Source organism: Stenotrophomonas sp. JAG2 (genome assembly GCF_041080745.1).
Classification (GTDB): Bacteria; Pseudomonadota; Gammaproteobacteria; order Xanthomonadales; family Xanthomonadaceae; genus Stenotrophomonas; species Stenotrophomonas maltophilia_AA.
In genome coordinates this window covers 25,205-43,347 of sequence record NZ_JBEUMH010000012.1, presented here as the reverse complement: position 1 = coordinate 43,347, position 18,143 = coordinate 25,205, and the positions used below count along the sequence as shown (strand labels likewise).

At 67.3% G+C, this 18,143-nt stretch carries 19 protein-coding genes; 12 read left to right on the top strand and 7 right to left on the bottom strand.

Annotated features, from left to right (window positions below; all coding sequences use genetic code 11):
* Positions 1-73: 73 nt before the first annotated feature.
* Together AB9O74_RS15200 and AB9O74_RS15195 are read right to left on the bottom strand one after the other, a co-directional pair.
* Positions 74-442 carry a response regulator gene (locus AB9O74_RS15200; RefSeq protein ID WP_319207079.1) on the bottom strand — a complete coding sequence of 123 codons (369 nt, stop codon included), beginning with the start codon at positions 440-442 and terminating at the stop codon, positions 74-76.
* On the bottom strand, positions 435-1,592 hold the full coding sequence (locus AB9O74_RS15195) for a nitrogen regulation protein NR(II) (protein WP_369349801.1): 1,158 nt from the start codon (positions 1,590-1,592) through the stop codon (positions 435-437). Before AB9O74_RS15195 ends, AB9O74_RS15200 begins: the two co-directional genes overlap by 8 nt.
* A 158-nt stretch (positions 1,593-1,750) precedes the next feature.
* Between AB9O74_RS15195 and AB9O74_RS15190 the strand changes: the two genes are divergently transcribed.
* The 4 genes from AB9O74_RS15190 to AB9O74_RS15175 are packed head-to-tail and all read left to right on the top strand — an operon-like array spanning position 1,751 to position 7,381.
* Entirely contained in the window at positions 1,751-4,861 is a 3,111-nt protein-coding gene (locus tag AB9O74_RS15190) for a response regulator (protein WP_369349800.1), read from the top strand.
* Positions 4,834-5,682, top strand: a complete 849-nt coding sequence (locus tag AB9O74_RS15185) for a CheR family methyltransferase (RefSeq protein WP_176988635.1) — start codon at positions 4,834-4,836, stop codon at positions 5,680-5,682. The genes AB9O74_RS15190 and AB9O74_RS15185 overlap by 28 nt, the downstream gene beginning before the upstream one ends.
* A complete protein-coding gene (locus AB9O74_RS15180) occupies positions 5,682-6,266 on the top strand; it encodes a chemotaxis protein CheB (RefSeq protein WP_176988636.1) in 585 nt (194 codons plus the stop codon). Before AB9O74_RS15185 ends, AB9O74_RS15180 begins: the two co-directional genes overlap by 1 nt.
* A complete protein-coding gene (locus tag AB9O74_RS15175) occupies positions 6,263-7,381 on the top strand; it encodes a hybrid sensor histidine kinase/response regulator (protein ID WP_346477538.1) in 1,119 nt (372 codons plus the stop codon). The genes AB9O74_RS15180 and AB9O74_RS15175 overlap by 4 nt, the downstream gene beginning before the upstream one ends.
* Positions 7,382-7,429: 48 nt before the next feature.
* Here the strand turns inward: AB9O74_RS15175 and AB9O74_RS15170 are convergent, their stop codons facing one another.
* From AB9O74_RS15170 to AB9O74_RS15160, 3 genes are all read right to left on the bottom strand, one after another.
* Positions 7,430-7,609, bottom strand: a complete 180-nt coding sequence (locus tag AB9O74_RS15170) for a hypothetical protein (protein WP_176988638.1) — start codon at positions 7,607-7,609, stop codon at positions 7,430-7,432.
* A gap of 54 nt (positions 7,610-7,663) precedes the next feature.
* Positions 7,664-7,858 carry a hypothetical protein gene (locus tag AB9O74_RS15165; RefSeq protein ID WP_176988639.1) on the bottom strand — a complete coding sequence of 65 codons (195 nt, stop codon included), beginning with the start codon at positions 7,856-7,858 and terminating at the stop codon, positions 7,664-7,666.
* A 106-nt stretch (positions 7,859-7,964) separates the two neighbouring features.
* Positions 7,965-8,585, bottom strand: coding sequence for a peroxiredoxin family protein (locus AB9O74_RS15160; RefSeq protein ID WP_369349799.1), 621 nt, complete (start codon positions 8,583-8,585; stop codon positions 7,965-7,967).
* Between the two features lie 192 nt (positions 8,586-8,777).
* On the opposite strand from AB9O74_RS15160, the gene mntR reads away from it, so the two are divergent.
* From mntR to AB9O74_RS15135, 5 genes are all read left to right on the top strand, one after another.
* The gene (gene mntR, locus AB9O74_RS15155; RefSeq protein WP_176988641.1) at positions 8,778-9,236 is read left to right on the top strand and encodes a manganese-binding transcriptional regulator MntR; all 459 of its coding nucleotides are present in this window, start codon (positions 8,778-8,780) and stop codon (positions 9,234-9,236) included.
* Entirely contained in the window at positions 9,229-9,753 is a 525-nt protein-coding gene (gene tadA / locus AB9O74_RS15150; RefSeq protein WP_369349798.1) for a tRNA adenosine(34) deaminase TadA, read from the top strand. The genes mntR and tadA overlap by 8 nt, the downstream gene beginning before the upstream one ends.
* A gap of 100 nt (positions 9,754-9,853) precedes the next feature.
* The gene (gene orn / locus AB9O74_RS15145; RefSeq protein ID WP_176988643.1) at positions 9,854-10,423 is read left to right on the top strand and encodes an oligoribonuclease; all 570 of its coding nucleotides are present in this window, start codon (positions 9,854-9,856) and stop codon (positions 10,421-10,423) included.
* Positions 10,424-10,496: 73 nt separating this feature from the next.
* A complete protein-coding gene (locus AB9O74_RS15140) occupies positions 10,497-11,366 on the top strand; it encodes an EcsC family protein (RefSeq protein WP_346477533.1) in 870 nt (289 codons plus the stop codon).
* Between the two features lie 120 nt (positions 11,367-11,486).
* The gene (locus AB9O74_RS15135; protein WP_369349797.1) at positions 11,487-12,608 is read left to right on the top strand and encodes an alkene reductase; all 1,122 of its coding nucleotides are present in this window, start codon (positions 11,487-11,489) and stop codon (positions 12,606-12,608) included.
* A gap of 145 nt (positions 12,609-12,753) precedes the next feature.
* On the opposite strand, the gene ppsA is transcribed toward AB9O74_RS15135, so the two are convergent.
* On the bottom strand, positions 12,754-15,132 hold the full coding sequence (gene ppsA / locus AB9O74_RS15130) for a phosphoenolpyruvate synthase (RefSeq protein WP_176988646.1): 2,379 nt from the start codon (positions 15,130-15,132) through the stop codon (positions 12,754-12,756).
* Positions 15,133-15,275: 143 nt separating this feature from the next.
* On the opposite strand from ppsA, the gene AB9O74_RS15125 reads away from it, so the two are divergent.
* The 3 genes from AB9O74_RS15125 (at position 15,276) to AB9O74_RS15115 (ending at position 17,374) form a co-directional block, all read left to right on the top strand.
* Positions 15,276-16,097, top strand: a complete 822-nt coding sequence (locus AB9O74_RS15125) for a pyruvate, water dikinase regulatory protein (RefSeq protein ID WP_019184148.1) — start codon at positions 15,276-15,278, stop codon at positions 16,095-16,097.
* Positions 16,098-16,316: 219 nt separating this feature from the next.
* Positions 16,317-16,826: a DUF1249 domain-containing protein gene (locus AB9O74_RS15120; RefSeq protein WP_176988647.1), complete on the top strand. Its 510-nt coding sequence runs from the start codon at positions 16,317-16,319 to the stop codon at positions 16,824-16,826.
* 59 nt (positions 16,827-16,885) lie between these two features.
* Positions 16,886-17,374, top strand: a complete 489-nt coding sequence (locus AB9O74_RS15115; protein ID WP_369349796.1) for an NUDIX domain-containing protein — start codon at positions 16,886-16,888, stop codon at positions 17,372-17,374.
* A gap of 18 nt (positions 17,375-17,392) precedes the next feature.
* Here the strand turns inward: AB9O74_RS15115 and AB9O74_RS15110 are convergent, their stop codons facing one another.
* The gene (locus AB9O74_RS15110; protein WP_369349795.1) at positions 17,393-18,043 is read right to left on the bottom strand and encodes a class I SAM-dependent methyltransferase; all 651 of its coding nucleotides are present in this window, start codon (positions 18,041-18,043) and stop codon (positions 17,393-17,395) included.
* Between the last annotated feature and the right edge of the window lie 100 nt (positions 18,044-18,143).

Below are 18,143 nucleotides of genomic sequence, written 5' to 3'. Positions count from 1 at the left end.
GGGTGGAATGCAGCACCGATGTGAAGCAGGGGCGCCGCGGATGAAGCGTTCACGCTGGGGGCGGTGCGCCGGCTCAGCAGGGCGCGACGGGGGACTGCAGCAACGTCACCAGCTGGCGCAGGCGATACGGCTTGGGCAGGAATTCGACATGCTCGGGCAGCGGCGGCAGCTGCGAGCGTGCGTAACCGGAGGCCAGGATGATGCGCGCCTTGGGCAGCACGTCGGCCACATGTTCGCTCAGCTCCACGCCGCTCATGCCGTTGGGCATGCTGATGTCGCTGAACACCACATCGAACCCGCCGGGATCCTGCATCAGGCGCAGCGCGGCCGGGCCGTCGTCGGCGGTGTGGATTTCGATGCCGAAGTCCTGCAGCGCCTGGCCGATCAGTTCACGCAGGTCCTGCTGGTCTTCGACCATCAATACGCGTAGGGGCTCAGACATGCTCGACTTCCTCAATGACAGGTAACAACAGGCGGACGGTGGTACCCCGGCCGGGGGCGGTTTGTACGTCGACGAAGCCGTCGCACTGGGAAACGAAGCCGAAGACCTGGCTCAGGCCCAGCCCGCTGCCCTTGCCGATTTCCTTGGTGGTGAAGAACGGCTCGCTGGCGCGCGCGGCGATGTCCGGGGGCATGCCATTGCCCTGGTCGGTCACCGCGATGGCGACATAGTGGCGGCGCATGGGTTGGGACAGATCCGGTGCCAGTCGCTGTTCGACCTCGGCCGTGATCGTGACCGTGCCGCCCTGGGGCATCGCTTCGCCACTATTGAGCACCAGATTCAACACGGCGCTATGCAACTGTACGCCATCGGTGACGATCGGGGGCAGATCCGGGGTCACGTCCAGGTGGACCTCGATGCCGGCCGGGCAGGCGCGGCGCAGCACGGGCAGGGCATCGCGCAGGAAATCCTGCACCACCACCGGTTCGCGGACCAGGGTCTGATCCGCGGAGAATGCGAGCAGCTGGCGGGTCAGCAGCGAGCCGCGGTCGGCAGCGGCCTGGGCGAGGTCCACCAGCTCCTGGGTGCGCCCGTCGGCGCCGGGGCGCAGGGCGATCAGGTCCAGCGCGTTGCCGATGGTGGTCAGCAGGTTGTTGAATTCATGGGCCAGGCCCCGGGTCAGCCGGCCGACATTGTCCAGCTGGCGCTGCTGCACGTGCGCGCGCTGCGCATCCTGCAGCAGGCGCTGGGCCTGGTAGCGCTCGGTGACATCCTGGGTGACCTTGACGAAGCCGAGCAGACAGCCGTCCTCGCGGACCGGCTCGATCACTTCGCCGGCCCGGAACCGCTCGCCGTTGCGGCGCACGCGCCAGCCTTCGCCGACGAAGCGGCCATGGTCGCGGGCGTATTCCAGCGCCTGCTGGGGCACGCCCAGCTGCTGGTCTTCGGGGGTATAGAACAGGCCGACGTACTTGCCGATCACCGCTTCGGCGTCATAGCCCTTGACCCGTTCACAGCCGCGGTTCCAGCTGCAGATGCTGCCCTGCGTATCCAGCAGATAGATGGCGTGATCGCTCACGTTGTCGATCAACAGCTTCAGCTGCCGGCTTTCGTCGGCGAGCGGTGCAACGCTGGATACGGCCTGGACCACGACGGCTATCGACTCCCCCGATAAGGGACCGAACCGTAGGGGCCATGGTGTGAAGAAAGTGTCAAGAACGTGCGTCAAACGCGCTGACTTCTGGCGCTTAACACCCGTTTACCGCTCAGGTACCATCAGCCCCCTTTTTAGCTGAGCTGGAACACGGCATGAATTCTGCGCCTACCGCCCGTGACCGTTGGATCTGGCTTGCGTCGGCCGCCTTGATGGCGGCCACGCTGGGCACGGAGATGGTGGTGCCGCTGGGCTATGCGGTCTGGCTGACCTACTTCATGGCGGTCGGCATCACGCTGTTCCAGCGCCGCATGGAAGTGCCCCTGCTGGTGGCGATCGGGTCCTGCATCCTGTTGGCGGTCGGCTACAACGTTGCGCCGGCCAGCAGCAATTCGGCGTTTTCCTTCGTCAACCGCAGCATCGGCGGCGTCGCCTTCCTGATGATGGCGCTGACCGTGATGAAGGCCATCGGCGCCCGCCGTGAAGCGGCCGACGCGCTGTGGCTGCAGGCCGGCGAGAACGTGGTCGGCACCAGCCTGCAAGGGGATCCCACTCCGCGTGAACTGGCCGAAGCAGCCATGCGCGCGCTGTGCGCGCAGCTCAATGCCGATGTCGGCGCGATGTACCGCCTGCAGGGCGAGCGGCTGGTGCTGGTCGGTGGCGCCGCGCTGCCGTCGCAGCTGCCGGAGACTCTGCCGGCGAATGCCGGGCAATGGGGCGAGATCATCCGTGAGGGCCGTGCCCGCCGGCTGGAGGACAGCGACAGCCCGCTGGATATCGACACACCGCTGGGCCGCACTACCGTGCACCAGCGCCTGCTGGGACCGATCACCGCCGATGGCGTGGTGATCGGCGTGATCGAGCTGGGCCGTGCCGGCGTATCGCCCGCACGCGGCCTGGAGATGGCGCTGCTGCTGCAATGTGCCGAGCCGATCGGCATCGCGCTGCGCGCGTCGCTGCTCAATGCCCAGCTGGTGGAACTGCTGGAGGAAACCCAGCGCCAGAGCGAAGAGCTGCAGACCCAGCAGGAAGAGCTGCGCGTGGCCAACGAGGAGCTGGAGGAGCAGAGCCGCAGCCTGCTGCATTCCCAGGCCAACCTGGAGCAGCAGCAGGCCGAGCTGGAGCAGACCAATGTGCAGCTTGAAGAGCGCACCCACGAGCTGGAGTCGCGCCAGCAGGCCCTGCTGCTGGCGCAGGCGCAGCTGGTGCAGAACAGTAACGAGCTGGAGGCCAGCTCGCGCTACAAGTCCGAATTCCTGGCCAACATGTCCCACGAGCTGCGTACGCCGCTCAACAGCGCGCTGATCCTGGCCAAGCTGCTGGCCGACAACAAGGACGGCACGCTGACCGCCGAGCAGGTCAAGTACGCCCAGGCGATCCACTCCTCCAACAACGACCTGCTGGCGCTCATCAACGACATCCTGGACCTGTCGCGGATCGAAGCCGGCCATGTCGAGCTGGTCGAAGAGAACCTGGCCGTTTCCAGCGTGCTGCAGCGGTTGAAGGAAACCTTCGAGCCGATGGCGGTGCAGAAGGGCCTGAGCCTGGAGATCAGCGCCGCGCCGGATGCGCCGACCCAGCTGCTGGCCGACAGCCAGCGCCTGCAGCAGATCCTGAAGAACCTGTTGGCCAATGCGGTCAAGTTCACCGAGCACGGCAGCGTGTCGCTGAAGGTCCGCAGTGCCGGGGCAGGGCGGATCCAGTTCGCCGTGTCCGATACCGGCATCGGCATTCCCGAAGAGCAGACCGCAGTGATCTTCGAAGCGTTCCGCCAGGCCGATGGCAGTACCCGCCGCCGTTATGGTGGCACCGGGCTGGGCCTGTCGATCTCGCGCGATCTGGCCGCCCGGATGGGGGGCAGCATCTCCGTCTCCAGCGAGCCGGGCCGCGGCAGCTGCTTCACCCTCGAACTGCCGCTGCTGGCTGGCGGCGGCACCGGCAGTGCCCAGCACGTCGTGCATGACGTCCGCCCTGCCGCCGTCGCGGCGCCGGCGCTGCCCGCCGCCGCGCCGCTCGGCCGTGCGCATGCCGGGTCGACGCCGGCCCCGACGCCGGCGGCAAAGGTGATCGATGACCGCGGCCGTCGCAGCCGCGCGGGCCGGATGATCCTGGTGGTCGAAGACGATGCGACCTTCGCCAGCGCGCTGGTGTCGATGGCGCATGAACTGGACTTCGACTGTGTGGTCGCCGGCACCGCCGAGGAGGCGCTGGCCCTGGCCACCGAACTGCGGCCCAACGGCATCCTGCTCGATATCGGCCTGCCCGACGTTTCCGGGCTCAGCGTGCTGGAGCGCCTCAAGCGCGACCCGGCCACGCGCCACATCCCCGTGCACGTGGTGTCCGGGCTGGAGCGCTCGCAGGTGGCGATGGAGCTGGGCGCGATCGGCTATGTGATCAAGCCGGCCACGCGTGAGCGCCTGGTCGGGGCGATCCAGCAGCTGGAGGCCACCAGCCAGCGCGACATGCGCCGCCTGCTGATCGTCGAGGACGACAGTGAGCTGCGCTCCAACCTGCAGTTGCTGCTCGGCCGCGACCAGCTCGAGATCACGGCGGTGGGCACCATCACCGAGGCGATGGCGGAGCTGGCCGGATCGACCTTCGACTGCATGGTCACCGACCTGGCGCTGCCCGACGGCACCGGCTACGACCTGCTCGAGCGCATGGCCGGCAACGAGGCCGTGGCGTTCCCGCCGGTGATCGTCTACACCGGCCGCGCGCTGACCCGCGATGAAGAGCAGCGCCTGCGCCGCTATTCCAAGAGCATCATCATCAAGGGCGCGCGCTCGCCCGAGCGCCTGCTCGATGAAGTGACCCTGTTCCTGCACAGTGTCGAGGCCTCGCTGCCGACCGACCAGCAGCGCCTGCTGCGCGAGGCACGCCGCCGCGATGCGGTGCTCGATGGCCGCACCGTGCTGCTGGCCGAGGACGACGTGCGCAACATCTTCGCGCTGTCCAGTGTGCTCGAGCCGCTCGGCGTCACCCTGGACATCGCCCGCAACGGCCGCGAGGCGCTGGAGAAGCTGCGCCCGGAGATCGACCTGGTGCTGATGGACATCATGATGCCGGAGATGGACGGGCTGACCGCCATGCGCGAGATCCGCGCGGACAACCGCTGGCGCGACCTGCCGATCATCGCGCTGACCGCCAAGGCGATGCCCGATGACCGCGAGCACTGCCTGCAGGCCGGTGCCAACGACTACATCGCCAAGCCGATCGACGTGGACAAGCTGGTCTCGCTGTGCCGCGTGTGGTGCTCGCGCCGATGAATGAAACGGAGTTGTTCGACCTGGAGCTGAAGCTGTTGCTCGAGGCGGTCTACCAGCGCTACCACTACGACTTCCGTGACTACGCGCTGGCGTCGCTGCGGCGGCGGATGCGGCATGCCATGGCGCGCTTCGACTGCCCGACCATGGGCGCGCTGCAGCACCGGCTGCTGCACGAGCCGGACACGTTCGCCCAGGCGATGCAGTACTTCACCGTGCAGGTCTCGGAGATGTTCCGCGACCCGCCGTATTTCCGGGTGCTGCGCGAGCATGCGGTACCGGTGCTGCGCACGTATCCATCGATCAAACTGTGGATCGCCGGCTGCAGTACCGGCGAAGAGGTCTGGTCGCTGGCGATCCTGCTGCATGAGGAAGGCCTGCTCGACCGCGCGATCATCTACGCCACCGACATCAATCCCGAAGCGCTGCAGGCGGCCGAGTCCGGCGCCTTCGCGCTGGACCGGCTGGCACAGTTCAGCCGCAACTACCTCGCCGCCGGCGGCACCGGATCGCTCTCGGATTACTACAGCAGCGGCTACGGCAGCGTGGTGTTCGACCGTCGCCTGAAGCGCAACATCGTGTTCGCCGACCACAGCCTGGCGACCGATACCGTGTTCTCGGAAGTGCACCTGGTGTCCTGCCGCAACGTGCTCATCTATTTCCAGCGGCCGCTGCAGGACCGTGCCATCGGCCTGTTCCATGAGGCGCTGGTGCACCGGGGCTTCCTCGGCCTGGGCAGCAAGGAGTCGCTGCAGTTCGGCGCGCACGCGGACCTGTTCGAAGCCTGTGCGCGCGAACAGCGCCTCTACCGGAAGCTGGCCTGATGATCGCGGCATCGCAACGCAGCCGGTTCGACCTGGTGGTCGTCGGTGCATCGGCCGGCGGCGTCAGTGCGCTGCAGGCCCTGCTGTCATCGCTGCCGTCGGCGCTGGCGCTGCCGGTGCTGGTGGTGCTGCATCTGCCGCGCGACCGCCCCAGCCGCATCGCCGACCTGCTCGACGCCGGCTGCCCGCTGCCGGTGCGCGAAGCGGAGGACAAACAACCCCTGCAGCCCGGCACGGTGACGTTCGCGCCGCCGGACTACCATCTGCTGGTCGAGGACCGCGCCACGCTGGCGCTGTCGGTCGATCCGCCGGTGCTGTTCTCCCGCCCCGCGATCGATCCCCTGTTCGAAAGCGCCGCCGATGTGTTCGGCGATGGCGTGCTGGCGATCCTGCTGACCGGTGCCAGTACCGACGGCAGTGACGGTGTTGCCGCCGTGCGCCACGCCGGCGGCGAAGCCTGGATCCAATGCCCTGAGGAGGCCTATTCCTCGATGATGCCCGCTTCGGCCCTGGCGCACGCCGGTGCCGATGCGGTACTCCCGCTCACCTCCATCTGCACGCGTATGAAAGGTCTTACCCGATGAACCTGATCGAGCCCGCCGGGTCGACTGCCACCACCGATTGCGTGAAGCTGCTGATTGTCGATGACATTCCGCAGAACCTGGTCGCGATGGAAGCGCTGCTGCGTCGCCCGGGCCTGGAGATCCTGTGTGCCCCCTCCGGTGCCGAGGCGCTGGAACTGCTGCTCGAGCATGAGGTCGCGCTGGCGCTGCTGGACGTGCACATGCCGGAGATCGACGGCTTTTCGCTCGCCGAACTGATGCGCGGATCACAGCGCAGCCGCGACGTGCCGATCATCTTCCTGACCGCCTCACCGAACGACCCCGTGCGCGCGTTCAAGGGCTACGAGACCGGGGCGGTCGATTTCCTGCACAAGCCGATCGAGCCGCAGGTGATCATGAGCAAGGTCAATGTGTTCATCGAGCTCTACCAGCAGAAGCAGCTGCTCAAGACGCGCAACGAGGCGCTGGAGCATGCGCTCACGCTCAATGAAACGATGATGGCGGTGCTCACGCACGACCTGCGCACGCCGCTGGCCTCGATCCTGCTGTGCGCCGACAAGCTGGCGCTCGACCTGCCCGACGACAGCCAGGTCCAGCGCACGCTCGGTCACCTGGAGAACAGCGCCCAGCGCATGGCCCGGATGGTGGAGCAGCTGCTGGATTTCTCGAAGATCCGTACCGGCGGGTTGCGCCTGTACAGCACCGAATGCGATCTGGCCGACGTGGCCGCAACGGTCGTGGCCGAGATCGGGCGTGCGCATCCGCAGGCGCGCATCGAGCTGCAGGTCCAGGGCGATGCCCACCTGCAGGGCGATCCGGATCGGCTGGCGCAGTTGTTGTCCAACCTGATCGGGAATGCAGTGCTGCATGGCGGCGATGCGCCGGTGCTGGTTCGCCTGGAGGGTGAGCGCAGCGCGCCGCTGCGCCTGCAGGTGCGCAATGCCGGGCAGATTCCCGAGGCGTTGCTGCCGCGTCTGTTCGAACCGTTCAAGGCCAGTTTCCACGACAGCCGCGGGCTGGGGCTGGGATTGTTCATCGCCAGCGAGTTCGCGCGCGCGCATGGCGGCACGCTGGTGGCCGCGAACCAGGACGGCACGGTCCTGTTTGAAACCCTGCTGCAGCGACGGCCGCGCTGATCGCGGCGGAACCATCCCGGCACTGTGCCGGGATGGTCGAGTGCTTGTTTACAGCGGATCGCAGCAGAGGTGCACGCCGTGCCCGCCATACGTGCAGTTCGGCTGCTCGGCACATCCCGCCAATGGCGTGGGCTGGCTGGAGGTGGCCAGCGCTTGGCTGGAGGCGAACGCCAATGCGCAGACAACGGCGATACCACCAAAGACCGAGACGAGTTTCTTCGACTTCATGGTGCTTCTCCTTGAGTGGATGGGACGGATGCAGCGGGTGGTGCGCGAAGCGGTTTACCGGGCCGGCGGATCCGTAAGCGGGCAGCAGGTGCCGTCCGGATTGGCGCCGTAGTCGCAGTGCGGCGCGGCCTTGCAGCCCGACAGCGTGGCGGGCGAGGCGGAGGTCGCGAAGGCCTGGGCGGAAGCGAAGGCGAGCATGCCGGCGACGGCGAGGCCGCCAAGCAGGGACAGCGTGTGTTTCGAGGTCATCGTTCAACTCCTGGATGGGAAGGAAAACCGATGCAACTGCCGATCCGCGCCCACGGACGGGTGCGGAGAGACCTGGGTGCGGCGCGCACGGGTGGCGCCTGGGGGGTCAGCCTGCCGGCGCCGGCGCCGGCACCGCACTGCGCGCGGCGTTCACCACGAAGGCGCCGGTGATGGCATTGACCGAGCTGTCCTTGAGCTGGCCCACGTACCGATAGATCACTTTGCCGTCCTGGATCACCACCACCATCGGCACCATCGTGGCGCTATAGCGCTGTGTGATCCGGTCATCGGTATCGTTCACCACCGGGAAGTCGAAGCCATGCTGGCGTGCGTAGTCCGCGGCGGTTTCATGGGGCGGCAGGCTGACGCCGACCATTTCGAAGGCGCGGTTGCCGTTGTTCCGGCCGGCGGCGTCCAGCGCCTGGATCTGCGGTACCGAGGCGAGGCAGAACCTGCAGGCAGGGGAGAAGAAATACAGGACCTGACGGCCGCTGGCCGGGCCAGCCAAGGTCAGTGCCTGGCCGTCGAGTGCGGTGGCGTCGAATGCTTCCGGCCGGGCGCCTTCGGGCAGGCCGTGCACGGCTTTGGAAATCTGTTCGATCTTGCTCACCAGCACGGCCTGCTGCTGGCGGAGCTGGCGGTTCTGCACGGCCAGCGCGGTCATCAACGCGGCGAGGACGACGATCAGAGCGAGGGGGCCGTACTTCCGTAGTGCGGATGCGTCCATGCTGCTCCTTGGCCTTCGGCCGGGTCCATGGCTGAGTAGGTGGGGTATATATCCGGCAACAAAAATCATTTGTCAAACACTAGGCGCCGTGAATAAGACAGTCGCCGGACAGCCCCGGCCAGTCGCAAACCCCCGTGAGGTAAACTGTCCGGGCGCCGCAGCCCTTCGCCACCGGCCATTGCTGGAGCCACCATGCCGTCGTCGAGCCGTAAAGCCACCACGCCCCTGATCGATGCCCAGGTGCACGTCGAGGGCTTCGTGCAGGTGCGCGAGGCGCGCCGGTCCGAGCTGGTCGAGGATTATGTGGAGCTGATCGCGGACCTGATCGCCGATGGCCGTGAGGCCCGCCAGGTGGACATCGCCAGCCGACTCGGGGTGGCGCAGCCGACGGTCGCCAAGGCGCTCAAGCGACTGGTCAAGGAGGGCTGGGCGATCCAGCGACCGTACCGTGGGGTGTTCCTGACCCCGGCCGGCGAGCAGCTGGCGGTGGAGATGCGTGCCCGCCACCAGACCGTGGAGCAGTTCCTGCTGGCACTGGGCGTGGACGCCGACTCGGCGCGCCGCGACGCCGAAGGCATCGAGCACCACGTCAGCGAGGCCACCCTGGCCGCGTTCGAGGCATTCGTGCGCAAGGCCAACGGCCATGGTTGAGCGCCTCGCGCCGCCGCCCCCGCTGGGCGTGCCGGTGCACGACCAGGACGAGCGCTGGATGCGCCATGCACTGGGCCTGGCCGAGCGTGCCGAGCGTGAGTTCAACGAGATTCCGGTCGGCGCGGTGCTGGTCGGTGCCGACGGCGCCGTGCTCGGTGAAGGCTGGAACCTCAATATCGCCGACCACGACCCCAGCGCGCACGCCGAGATCGTGGCGATGCGGCAGGCGGGCAGGGCGCTGGCCAACCACCGGCTGGTCGGCAGCACGCTGTACGTCACCCTGGAGCCGTGTGCGATGTGCGCCATGGCGATCGTGCACGCACGCGTGGCACGGCTGGTGTATGCGGCGACCGACCCCAAGACCGGTGCCTGCGGCAGCGTGTTCGACCTGATCGGCGACCCGCGGCACAACCACCGTGTCGAGCTCCACGGCGGCGTGCTGGCCAAGGATGCCAGCACCCGCTTGACCAACTACTTCCGCGCCAAGCGTGGCAAGCCGCCGCTGCTGCTGGAGTAAGGGTGCGGCAGCGACAGGGGCGTGACGGGTTGGCGGTATCATGTGGGCCTTATCCATTCCCGGTCGCGGCGCAGGCAGCGACCCAGCACAAGGCGAACACATGGCGGACAACGGCGCAGAAGGCGAGCGACTGATCTGGATCGATCTGGAAATGACCGGTCTGGACACCGACAACGATGCCATCATCGAGATCGCCACGGTGGTCACCGATGCGCAGTTGAACGTGCTGGCCGAAGGTCCGGAGTTCGCGATCCATCATCCGGTGGAGCGGCTGGAGGCCATGGACGAATGGAACCGCAACCAGCACCGCCGATCCGGGCTGTGGCAGCGTGTGGTCGACAGCAGCGTGACGCTGGGCCAGGCCGAGGCGCAGACCATCGCGTTCCTGCAGCAGTGGATCAAGGCGGGGGCTTCGCCGATGTGCGGCAATTCGATCTGCCAGGACCGTCGCTTCCTGCACCGCGAAATGCCGCGCCTGGAGAAGTACTTCCACTACCGGAACCTGGACGTGTCCACGATCAAGGAACTGGCCAAGCGCTGGGCCCCGGGCGTCGCCGCCGGCGTCGGCAAGACCGCCAGCCATACCGCGCTGAGCGACGTCCACGATTCCATCGCGGAGCTGCGCCATTACCGGCAGTTCATGGGCGCGCTGTCGGGCCTGCCGGCCTGAGCCCACCGGGGCATTCAGCCACCGGCAGGCGAGGCAACAAGCGGTAGACATCGGCGGCGCTATGATCGCGGCCATGAACGCCATCACCTCGCCGCAACCGCCGCCGCTGTCGTCCTCGATCCTGCCGACCTCGCAGGATTGGCGCGACCTGCAGCGTGCGGTGGACCTGCTTGAATCGCCCACGCTGACCGCCAAGATGGCGAACCTGATCGGCTCGCCGTTGGAGTTCGCGGTCAAGCGGCTGCCTGATTCGGTATCGCGCCGCATCCATGGTGCGGTCGAGGCGGCATTGTTCAAATCCGCCCAGGCCGCGTTGTGGACGATGGACAATACGCCCGGCAAGGCGGCCTCCACCCGTTGGCACAAACTGGCCGCGGCCACCTCCGGTGCGGTCGGCGGCGCGTTCGGGTTCACCACGCTGTTCATCGAACTGCCGGTGTCGACCACGATCATGATGCGCTCGGTGGCCGACGTCGCCCGCAGCGAGGGCTTCGACCTGCGTGACATGAGCACCCGGCACGCCTGCCTGGAGGTGTTCGCGCTGGGCGGCAATTCGGGCAAGGACGACGCCAGCGAGACCGGCTACTACATCACCCGTGGCTTCACCGCCGAAGTGATGCGCCACTTGTCCGCCGAGCTGGCCGGGCGCGCGGTCGGCGGCAGCCCGGTGATGATCGGGCTGACCCCGAAGGAGGCCGGCAAGTGGCTGGCCAAGCTCGTGGAGAAGGTCGCCGCGCGCTTCGGCGTGGTGGTCACCGAGAAGTTCGCCGCGCAGGCGGTGCCGATCGTGGGGGCGGTGGCCGGTGCAACGCTCAACACCATGTTCACCGACTACTACCAGGACGTGGCGCGCGGGCACTTCATTGTGCGCCGGCTGGAACGTACCTACGGCTACGAGACCGTGCGGGCCGCCTACTCGATGCTGGCGGCCGAGCGTACCTGATCGATCGTTGCACGGGCGGCACAACTGTTTTGCCGCCGCAGGGCTGTTGAGCGGGCGGCGCGGTCCCCATCCTTGTCGGCATCACCGCTTCGGCGGCGCCCCCCCCGATCAAGGATTCCCATGCTGTTCTCCCCCTACACCCGTGGCGCGCTGACGCTGCCCAACCGTATCGTGATGCCGCCGATGACCCGATCGCGGGCCGGTGAGGGCAACGTTGCCACGCCGTTGATGGCCGAGTACTACGCCCAGCGCGCCTCGGCCGGCCTGATCGTCAGCGAAGGTACCCAGATCAGCCAGCAGGGCCAGGGCTACGCCTGGACCCCGGGCATCCATGACGAGGCCCAGATCGCCGGCTGGCGCGGCGTCACCGACGCGGTCCACGCTGCGGGTGGCCGGATCGTCGCCCAGATCTGGCATGTCGGCCGCGTCTCGCATGTGGCCCTGCAGCCAGGGGGTGCCGCACCGGTATCCTCCTCGGCGCTGCTGGCCGAGGGCGTCAAGGTGTTTGTCGATCCGGAAGGCCGCGGCCCGCAGAGCGGCGTCGGCGAGATGGTGCAGCACTCGATGCCGCGGGCACTCGCCATCGATGAGATCGCCGGGATCGTGCGCGACTACGCGGCGGCCGCGCGCAATGCGATCGCGGCAGGCTTCGATGGCATCGAACTGCATGGCGCCAACGGCTACCTGATCAACCAGTTCATCGACTCCCAGGCCAACCAGCGCACGGATGGCTACGGTGGCTCGCTGCAGAACCGCCTGCGCTTCCTGCGCGAGGTGACCGAAGCGGTGGCTGCGGAGATCGGTGCCGAGCGCGTCGGCGTGCGTCTGGCCCCGCTGACCACGCTGCAGGGCGCGGTGGACGACACCCCGCAGGCCACCTACCTGGCCGCCGCGCACCTGCTGGACCAGATCGGCGTGGGCTACCTGCATATCGCCGAAGCCGACTGGGAGGACGCGCCGGTGATGCCGGTGGCCTTCAAGGAGGCGCTGCGCATGATCTACCGGGGTACGCTGATCTACGCGGGCAAGTACACGGTCGCGCGTGCGGAGGAAGCGCTGGCCAAGGGCTGGGCCGACCTGATCGCGTTCGGCCGGCCGTTCATCGCCAACCCGGACCTGCCGGAGCGCCTGCAGCAGGGCCTGCCGTTGAACCCGTCGGACAAGGCGACGTTCTTCGGGGGCGGGGCGGAAGGGTTCACCGATTACCCGGTGGCCGAGGTGGCCGAGACCGCCGAAGCCTGACGGTAGTGCCACGCCATGCGTGGCAACGCGGTCCATTCGGCATCCAGACCCCCGACGAAAGGCGGCCACGCATGGCGTGGCTCTACGCGCAAAAACAAAACCCCGCCTGAGCGGGGTTTTGTCCTTCATCTCATTGCCGAAGGGATCAACCCTTGGCTTTGAGCTTCGCCAGGCGCAGCCAGGTATCCACCACGGTGTCCGGGTTCAGCGACACCGATTCGATGCCTTCCTGCATCAGCCATTCGGCCAGGTCCGGGTGATCGGACGGGCCCTGGCCGCAGATGCCGACGTACTTGCCCTTGGCGCGCGCGGACTTGATCGCCATCGACAGCAGCTTCTTCACCGCCGGGTTCCGCTCGTCGAACAGGTGCGCGACGATCGAGGAATCGCGGTCCAGGCCCAGGGTCAGCTGGGTCAGGTCGTTGGAGCCGATCGAGAAGCCGTCGAAGATCTCCAGGAACTCATCGGCGAGCAGTGCGTTGGACGGCACTTCGCACATCATGATGATCTTCAGGCCGTTTTCGCCCTGCTTGAGGCCATTCTGTTCCAGCACCTCGACGACCTTGCGGCCTTCTTCCAGCGTGCGCACGAACGGGATCATGACCCACAGGTTGTCCAGGCCCATCTCGTTGCGCACGCGCAGCACGGCCTGGCATTCCAGGGCGAAGGCAGCCGAGAAGCTCGGGTCGACGTAACGGCTGGCGCCGCGGAAGCCGATCATCGGGTTCTCTTCGTGCGGCTCGTAGTTGCTGCCGCCGATCAGGTTGGCGTACTCGTTGGACTTGAAGTCCGACAGGCGCACGATCACCGGGTTCGGGGCGACCGACGCGGTCAGGGTGGCGATGCCTTCGGCCAGGCGACCGACGTAGAAGCTGACCGGATCGGCGTAACCGGCGATCTTCTCGTCGATCTTCTTCTTTGTCGCCGCGTCCTGGCGGTCGTACTCCAGCAGCGCGTTCGGGTGGATGCCGATGTGGCTGGCGATGATCATTTCCAGACGGGCCAGGCCGATGCCGGCGTTCGGCAGCTGGCCGAAGTCGAAGGCACGTTCCGGGTTGGCCACGTTCATCATGATCTTCAGCGGCGCCGGCGGCATGTTGCCCAGGTCCGTGGTGGTGCGCTCGAATTCGAGGATGCCGTCGTAGATGAAGCCGGTGTCGCCCTCGGCGCAGCTGACGGTCACTTCCTGGCCATCCTGGATCAGCTGGGTCGCGTTGCCCGAGCCGACCACGGCCGGCACGCCCAGCTCACGCGCGATGATCGCCGCGTGGCAGGTACGGCCGCCACGGTTGGTCACGATGGCCGAGGCGCGCTTCATCACCGGCTCCCAATCGGGATCGGTCATGTCGGCGATCAGCACGTCGCCGGGCTGCACGCGGGCCATGTCGTCCAGGGTGCGCACCACGCGGGCGGTACCGGCACCGATCTTGGCACCGACGGCGCGGCCTTCGGCCAGTACCTTGCCGTCCTTCTGGTTCAGCGCGAAACGCTCGATCTGGGTGGCATGGCCGCGCGACTTCACGGTCTCCGGGCGCGCCTGCACGATGAACAGCTTGCCGCTGACGCCGTCCTTGGCCCACTCGATATCCATCGGGCGGCCGTAATGCTTTTCGATCACCAGCGCCTGCTTGGACAGTTCCTGCACGTCCTCATCGCTGATCGAGAAGGTGTTGCGCAGGTCGGCCGGGGTGTCTTCGATGCGCACGCGCTCACCGGGCACATCCGAATACACCATGCGGATCGCCTTGCTGCCGAGCGAGCGGCGCAGGATCGCCGGCTTGCCCGCGCTCAGGGTGGGCTTGTAGACGTAGAACTCGTCCGGGTTGACCGCACCCTGCACGACCATTTCGCCCAGGCCGAACGAGGAGGTGACGAACACCACGTCGCGGAAGCCGGACTCGGTGTCCAGGGTGAACAACACGCCGGACGAACCGACGCCCGAGCGCACCATCAGCTGCACGCCGGCGGACAGGAACACGTCCTCGTGCTTGAAGCCGTGGTGGACGCGGTAGGCGATCGCGCGGTCGTTGTAGAGCGAGGCGAACACTTCCTTGACCTTGAGCACGACATCGTCGGCGCCGGTCACGTTGAGGAAGGTCTCCTGCTGGCCGGCGAAGGACGCATCGGGCAGATCTTCGGCGGTGGCCGAGGAACGCACCGCGACCGCGACGTCGCCGCCGCCGTTTTCGCTGCACAGCTTGGCGTAGGCGGTGCGGATGTCCTGGTCCAGCGCCGGGTGGAGCGGGGCATCGATCACCCAGCCGCGGATTTCCTTGCCGGCGATCGTCAGGGCACCGACATCTTCCACGTCCAGCGTGGCCAGCTTGTCGAAGATGCGCTTGGACAGATCGTTATGGGCGATGAAGTCCTTGAAGGCTTCAGAGGTGGTTGCGTAACCGCCGGGGACAGACACCCCCAGACCGGCCAGATTGCCGATCATTTCGCCAAGCGACGAATTCTTGCCGCCTACGCGGGCCAGATCGGCCAGGCGCAGTTCGTGCAACCACAGGATGTTCTCGTTCAAGCGCGATGCTCCGTTTGGCCATCGCCCGAGGCGGGCTGGATGGCCACGTCCGTAGGAAGAAGCCGATATGATGCCGGGCAGACCGCTGTCGGCACAAGCTTGTATCGACAGCCTTTTTAAGCTTCGGAGGGGGTAAAAGCCGTATGTCGACGATCCGTCCGGTGTTCTACGTGTCCGATGGAACCGGTATCACCGCTGAAACCATTGGGCATAGCCTCCTGACCCAGTTCTCCGGGTTCAGCTTCATCACCGACCGAATGTCGTTCATCGATGATCCGGAAAAAGCGCGGGAAGCCTGTGAAAGGATCCGTGCAGCGGGGGAGCGGTACCAGGTTCGGCCCATCGTGGTCAGTTCCTGCGTGGACAGCGGGCTGAGCATCATCCTGGCCGAAAGCGGCGGGTTGATGCTGGACGTGTTCGCCCCCTTCATCGAGCCGCTGGAGCGCGAACTGGCGGTCAACCGGCATTCCCGGGTCGGCCAGGCGCACGGCATGGTCGACTTCGAGACCTACCACCGCCGCATCAACGCGATGAACTTCGCGCTGACCCATGACGACGGCATCGCCATCAATTACGACGATGCCGACGTGATCCTGGTGGCCGTGTCGCGGGCCGGCAAGACCCCCACCTGCATCTACCTGGCCCTGCATTACGGGGTCCGTGCGGCCAACTACCCGCTGACCGACGAGGATCTGGAGCAGGACCGGCTGCCGCCCCGGCTGCGTCCGTACCGCAAGAAGCTGTTCGGCCTGACCATCGACCCGGACCGCCTGCAGCAGATCCGCCAGGAGCGCCGCCCCAATTCGCGCTACGCCAACCTGGAGACCTGCCGCCGCGAGGTCGCCGCGGCCGAGACCATGTTCCGGATGGAGCGTATTCCGACGCTGAGCACCACCCACACCTCGATCGAGGAGATTTCGAGCAAGGTGCTGGGCACGCTGGGGCTGCAGCGCGAGATGTATTGACCTTCGTGCCTTGGGCCGCGCGCCACGATCAACGGTCGTGGCCTACCCGGGATGGGGCGCGGCCGACCGCGTAGGTATCGACCGTTGGTCAATACGCCAAAGGATGGGGCGCGGCCGACCGCGGTAGGTATCGACCGTTGGTCGATACGCGAAGAACCGGCCCCTTTGGCCGGGCTGCCGCCGCCCCCACGTTGGGAGATCAACGTGTAGGATCGACCCATGGCCCAGGCATCGCCCCGTATCGAACGCATTCCCCGGCTCAGCCGCCTGAGCTGGCTGATGGGTCTGTACGCCGAGAACTACCAGCACTTGGTGCGCCTGTTCGCGCCCGCCGAGCTCGTCCCCGGCAGCTACGTTTCCTCGATCGGCGATGGGCTGGATGTGCGCCTGGACGTGATCGAGTGCCACCGCTACACGGTCGAGCTGCGGCTGACCTACGACTTCGCCGACCCGGTCACCGGGCAGCCGGATCCGTCGGCCTATGTGCGCCTGTACCGTGATGCCCGCCAGGCCGAGACCACCCATTGCTACGTGGGCCGCCGCTGGCAGGACGTGATGGGCATGTACCCGCCGCCGGCCGAGCTGATCAGCCACCGCATGCGGATGAACACTTTCCTTGGCAAGTGGCTGGAATATCTGGCCGAACGCGGCCACGGCGTGGCGACCCTGCGCCGCGATGGCGCGGTGGCGGCACCGGCGGATGCACGCCGCACCACCCTGGTGCCCTGAGCCGGCCCCTGGCGGATCACGCATAATCGGGGGTCTGTGTTCCCCCGAGCCTGTGCGAAATGCCCTATACCCCCATCGTGGCCACCCTGGGCTACGTGCTGTCCGCCGACGGCAAGCAAGTGCTGATGATCCACCGCAACGCCCGCCCCGGTGACCTGCACCTGGGCAAGTACAACGGGCTGGGCGGCAAGATGGAGCGCGATGAAGACGCCGCCGCCTGCATGCGCCGCGAGATCCGCGAAGAAGCCGGGATCGAGTGCGGGACCATGCGCCTGCGCGGCACGATCAGCTGGCCGGGCTTCGGCAAGAACGGCGAGGACTGGTTCGGTTTCGTGTTCGTCATCGATGACTTCACCGGCACGCCGCTGACCTCCAATCCGGAGGGCACCCTGGAATGGGTGGACGTAGACAGGATCGACAGCCTGCCGCTGTGGGAAGGCGATCGCAGCTTCCTGCCGCTGGTGTTCGACGACGAGCCCCGCGCCTTCCATGGCGTGATGCCGTACCGCGATGGCGCCATGCAGTCCTGGAGCTACACCCGGCTGTAATGCCGGCAGCGGCCGTCACTACCTGCGGGCGAGCAGCAGGTGGAAATGCTTGCTGACCTCGCGCCCGTCGTTGCTGCGCCCGGTTTCGTGATGGGCGCGCCAGCCCTGTACGGTTAATCCAGCGCTGCGCAGGGCCTGCTCGACCTCGGCCAGTTCGTGCAGGTGGAAGCCATGCGCGGTGAACGGCAGCGTGCGCATGAAGGCGGCATCGCCGAAGGCCAGGCAGAGCCGGCCACCGGGCCGCAGCACGCGGGCCAGTTCGGCGAACGGGAATTTCAGTTCGTCCCAGAAGTACAGGGTGTTCACTGCCAGCGCCGCATCGATGCAGGCCGCGTCCAGGGGCAGGGCCTGGGCATCGCCGAGCCGGACCTCGGCGCGATCCTGCAGCCCGTGTGCGGCCAGCACTGTGTTGCCCGCGTCGACCATCGCCGCCGAGACATCCAGCCCCAGGTAGAGGCTGCCCGAGGCACGCAGCAGATCGGGCGCGAAGGCCGCATTGCCCGGGCCGATCTCCAGCACCTGTTCGCCCGCGGTGACCGCCAGCAGGGCGATCGCGGCGCGGTTGAGGTCGCCGTTGCTGCGGTTCATCGATTCGGCCACGAGGAGCGCGTGCTCACCGTGCGGGTGGCGCAACTGGGCGGCCAGATGGTCGGGGGAAAGCACGCGCAAGACTCCTGTCGGTGGGCGGCAGGACCTGGCGGCGGCGGAGTCCATCCACCAGCTTAGCCCACGCGCGGCCCCGATGGGCGCACCTGTGAAGCGCGATCGG

What these genes read in the sequence shown, in the direction of transcription:
- AB9O74_RS15200 (WP_319207079.1), bottom strand. Translation starts at nt 442, where the DNA reads ATGTCTGAGCCCCTACGCGTATTGATGGTCGAAGACCAGCAGGACCTG.
- AB9O74_RS15190 (WP_369349800.1), top strand. Translation starts at nt 1,751, where the DNA reads ATGAATTCTGCGCCTACCGCCCGTGACCGTTGGATCTGGCTTGCGTCG.
- AB9O74_RS15180 (WP_176988636.1), top strand. Translation starts at nt 5,682, where the DNA reads ATGATCGCGGCATCGCAACGCAGCCGGTTCGACCTGGTGGTCGTCGGT.
- AB9O74_RS15175 (WP_346477538.1), top strand. Translation starts at nt 6,263, where the DNA reads ATGAACCTGATCGAGCCCGCCGGGTCGACTGCCACCACCGATTGCGTG.
- AB9O74_RS15170 (WP_176988638.1), bottom strand. Translation starts at nt 7,609, where the DNA reads ATGAAGTCGAAGAAACTCGTCTCGGTCTTTGGTGGTATCGCCGTTGTC.
- AB9O74_RS15165 (WP_176988639.1), bottom strand. Translation starts at nt 7,858, where the DNA reads ATGACCTCGAAACACACGCTGTCCCTGCTTGGCGGCCTCGCCGTCGCC.
- AB9O74_RS15160 (WP_369349799.1), bottom strand. Translation starts at nt 8,585, where the DNA reads ATGGACGCATCCGCACTACGGAAGTACGGCCCCCTCGCTCTGATCGTC.
- mntR (WP_176988641.1), top strand. Translation starts at nt 8,778, where the DNA reads ATGCCGTCGTCGAGCCGTAAAGCCACCACGCCCCTGATCGATGCCCAG.
- tadA (WP_369349798.1), top strand. Translation starts at nt 9,229, where the DNA reads ATGGTTGAGCGCCTCGCGCCGCCGCCCCCGCTGGGCGTGCCGGTGCAC.
- orn (WP_176988643.1), top strand. Translation starts at nt 9,854, where the DNA reads ATGGCGGACAACGGCGCAGAAGGCGAGCGACTGATCTGGATCGATCTG.
- AB9O74_RS15140 (WP_346477533.1), top strand. Translation starts at nt 10,497, where the DNA reads ATGAACGCCATCACCTCGCCGCAACCGCCGCCGCTGTCGTCCTCGATC.
- AB9O74_RS15135 (WP_369349797.1), top strand. Translation starts at nt 11,487, where the DNA reads ATGCTGTTCTCCCCCTACACCCGTGGCGCGCTGACGCTGCCCAACCGT.
- AB9O74_RS15125 (WP_019184148.1), top strand. Translation starts at nt 15,276, where the DNA reads ATGTCGACGATCCGTCCGGTGTTCTACGTGTCCGATGGAACCGGTATC.
- AB9O74_RS15120 (WP_176988647.1), top strand. Translation starts at nt 16,317, where the DNA reads ATGGCCCAGGCATCGCCCCGTATCGAACGCATTCCCCGGCTCAGCCGC.
- AB9O74_RS15115 (WP_369349796.1), top strand. Translation starts at nt 16,886, where the DNA reads ATGCCCTATACCCCCATCGTGGCCACCCTGGGCTACGTGCTGTCCGCC.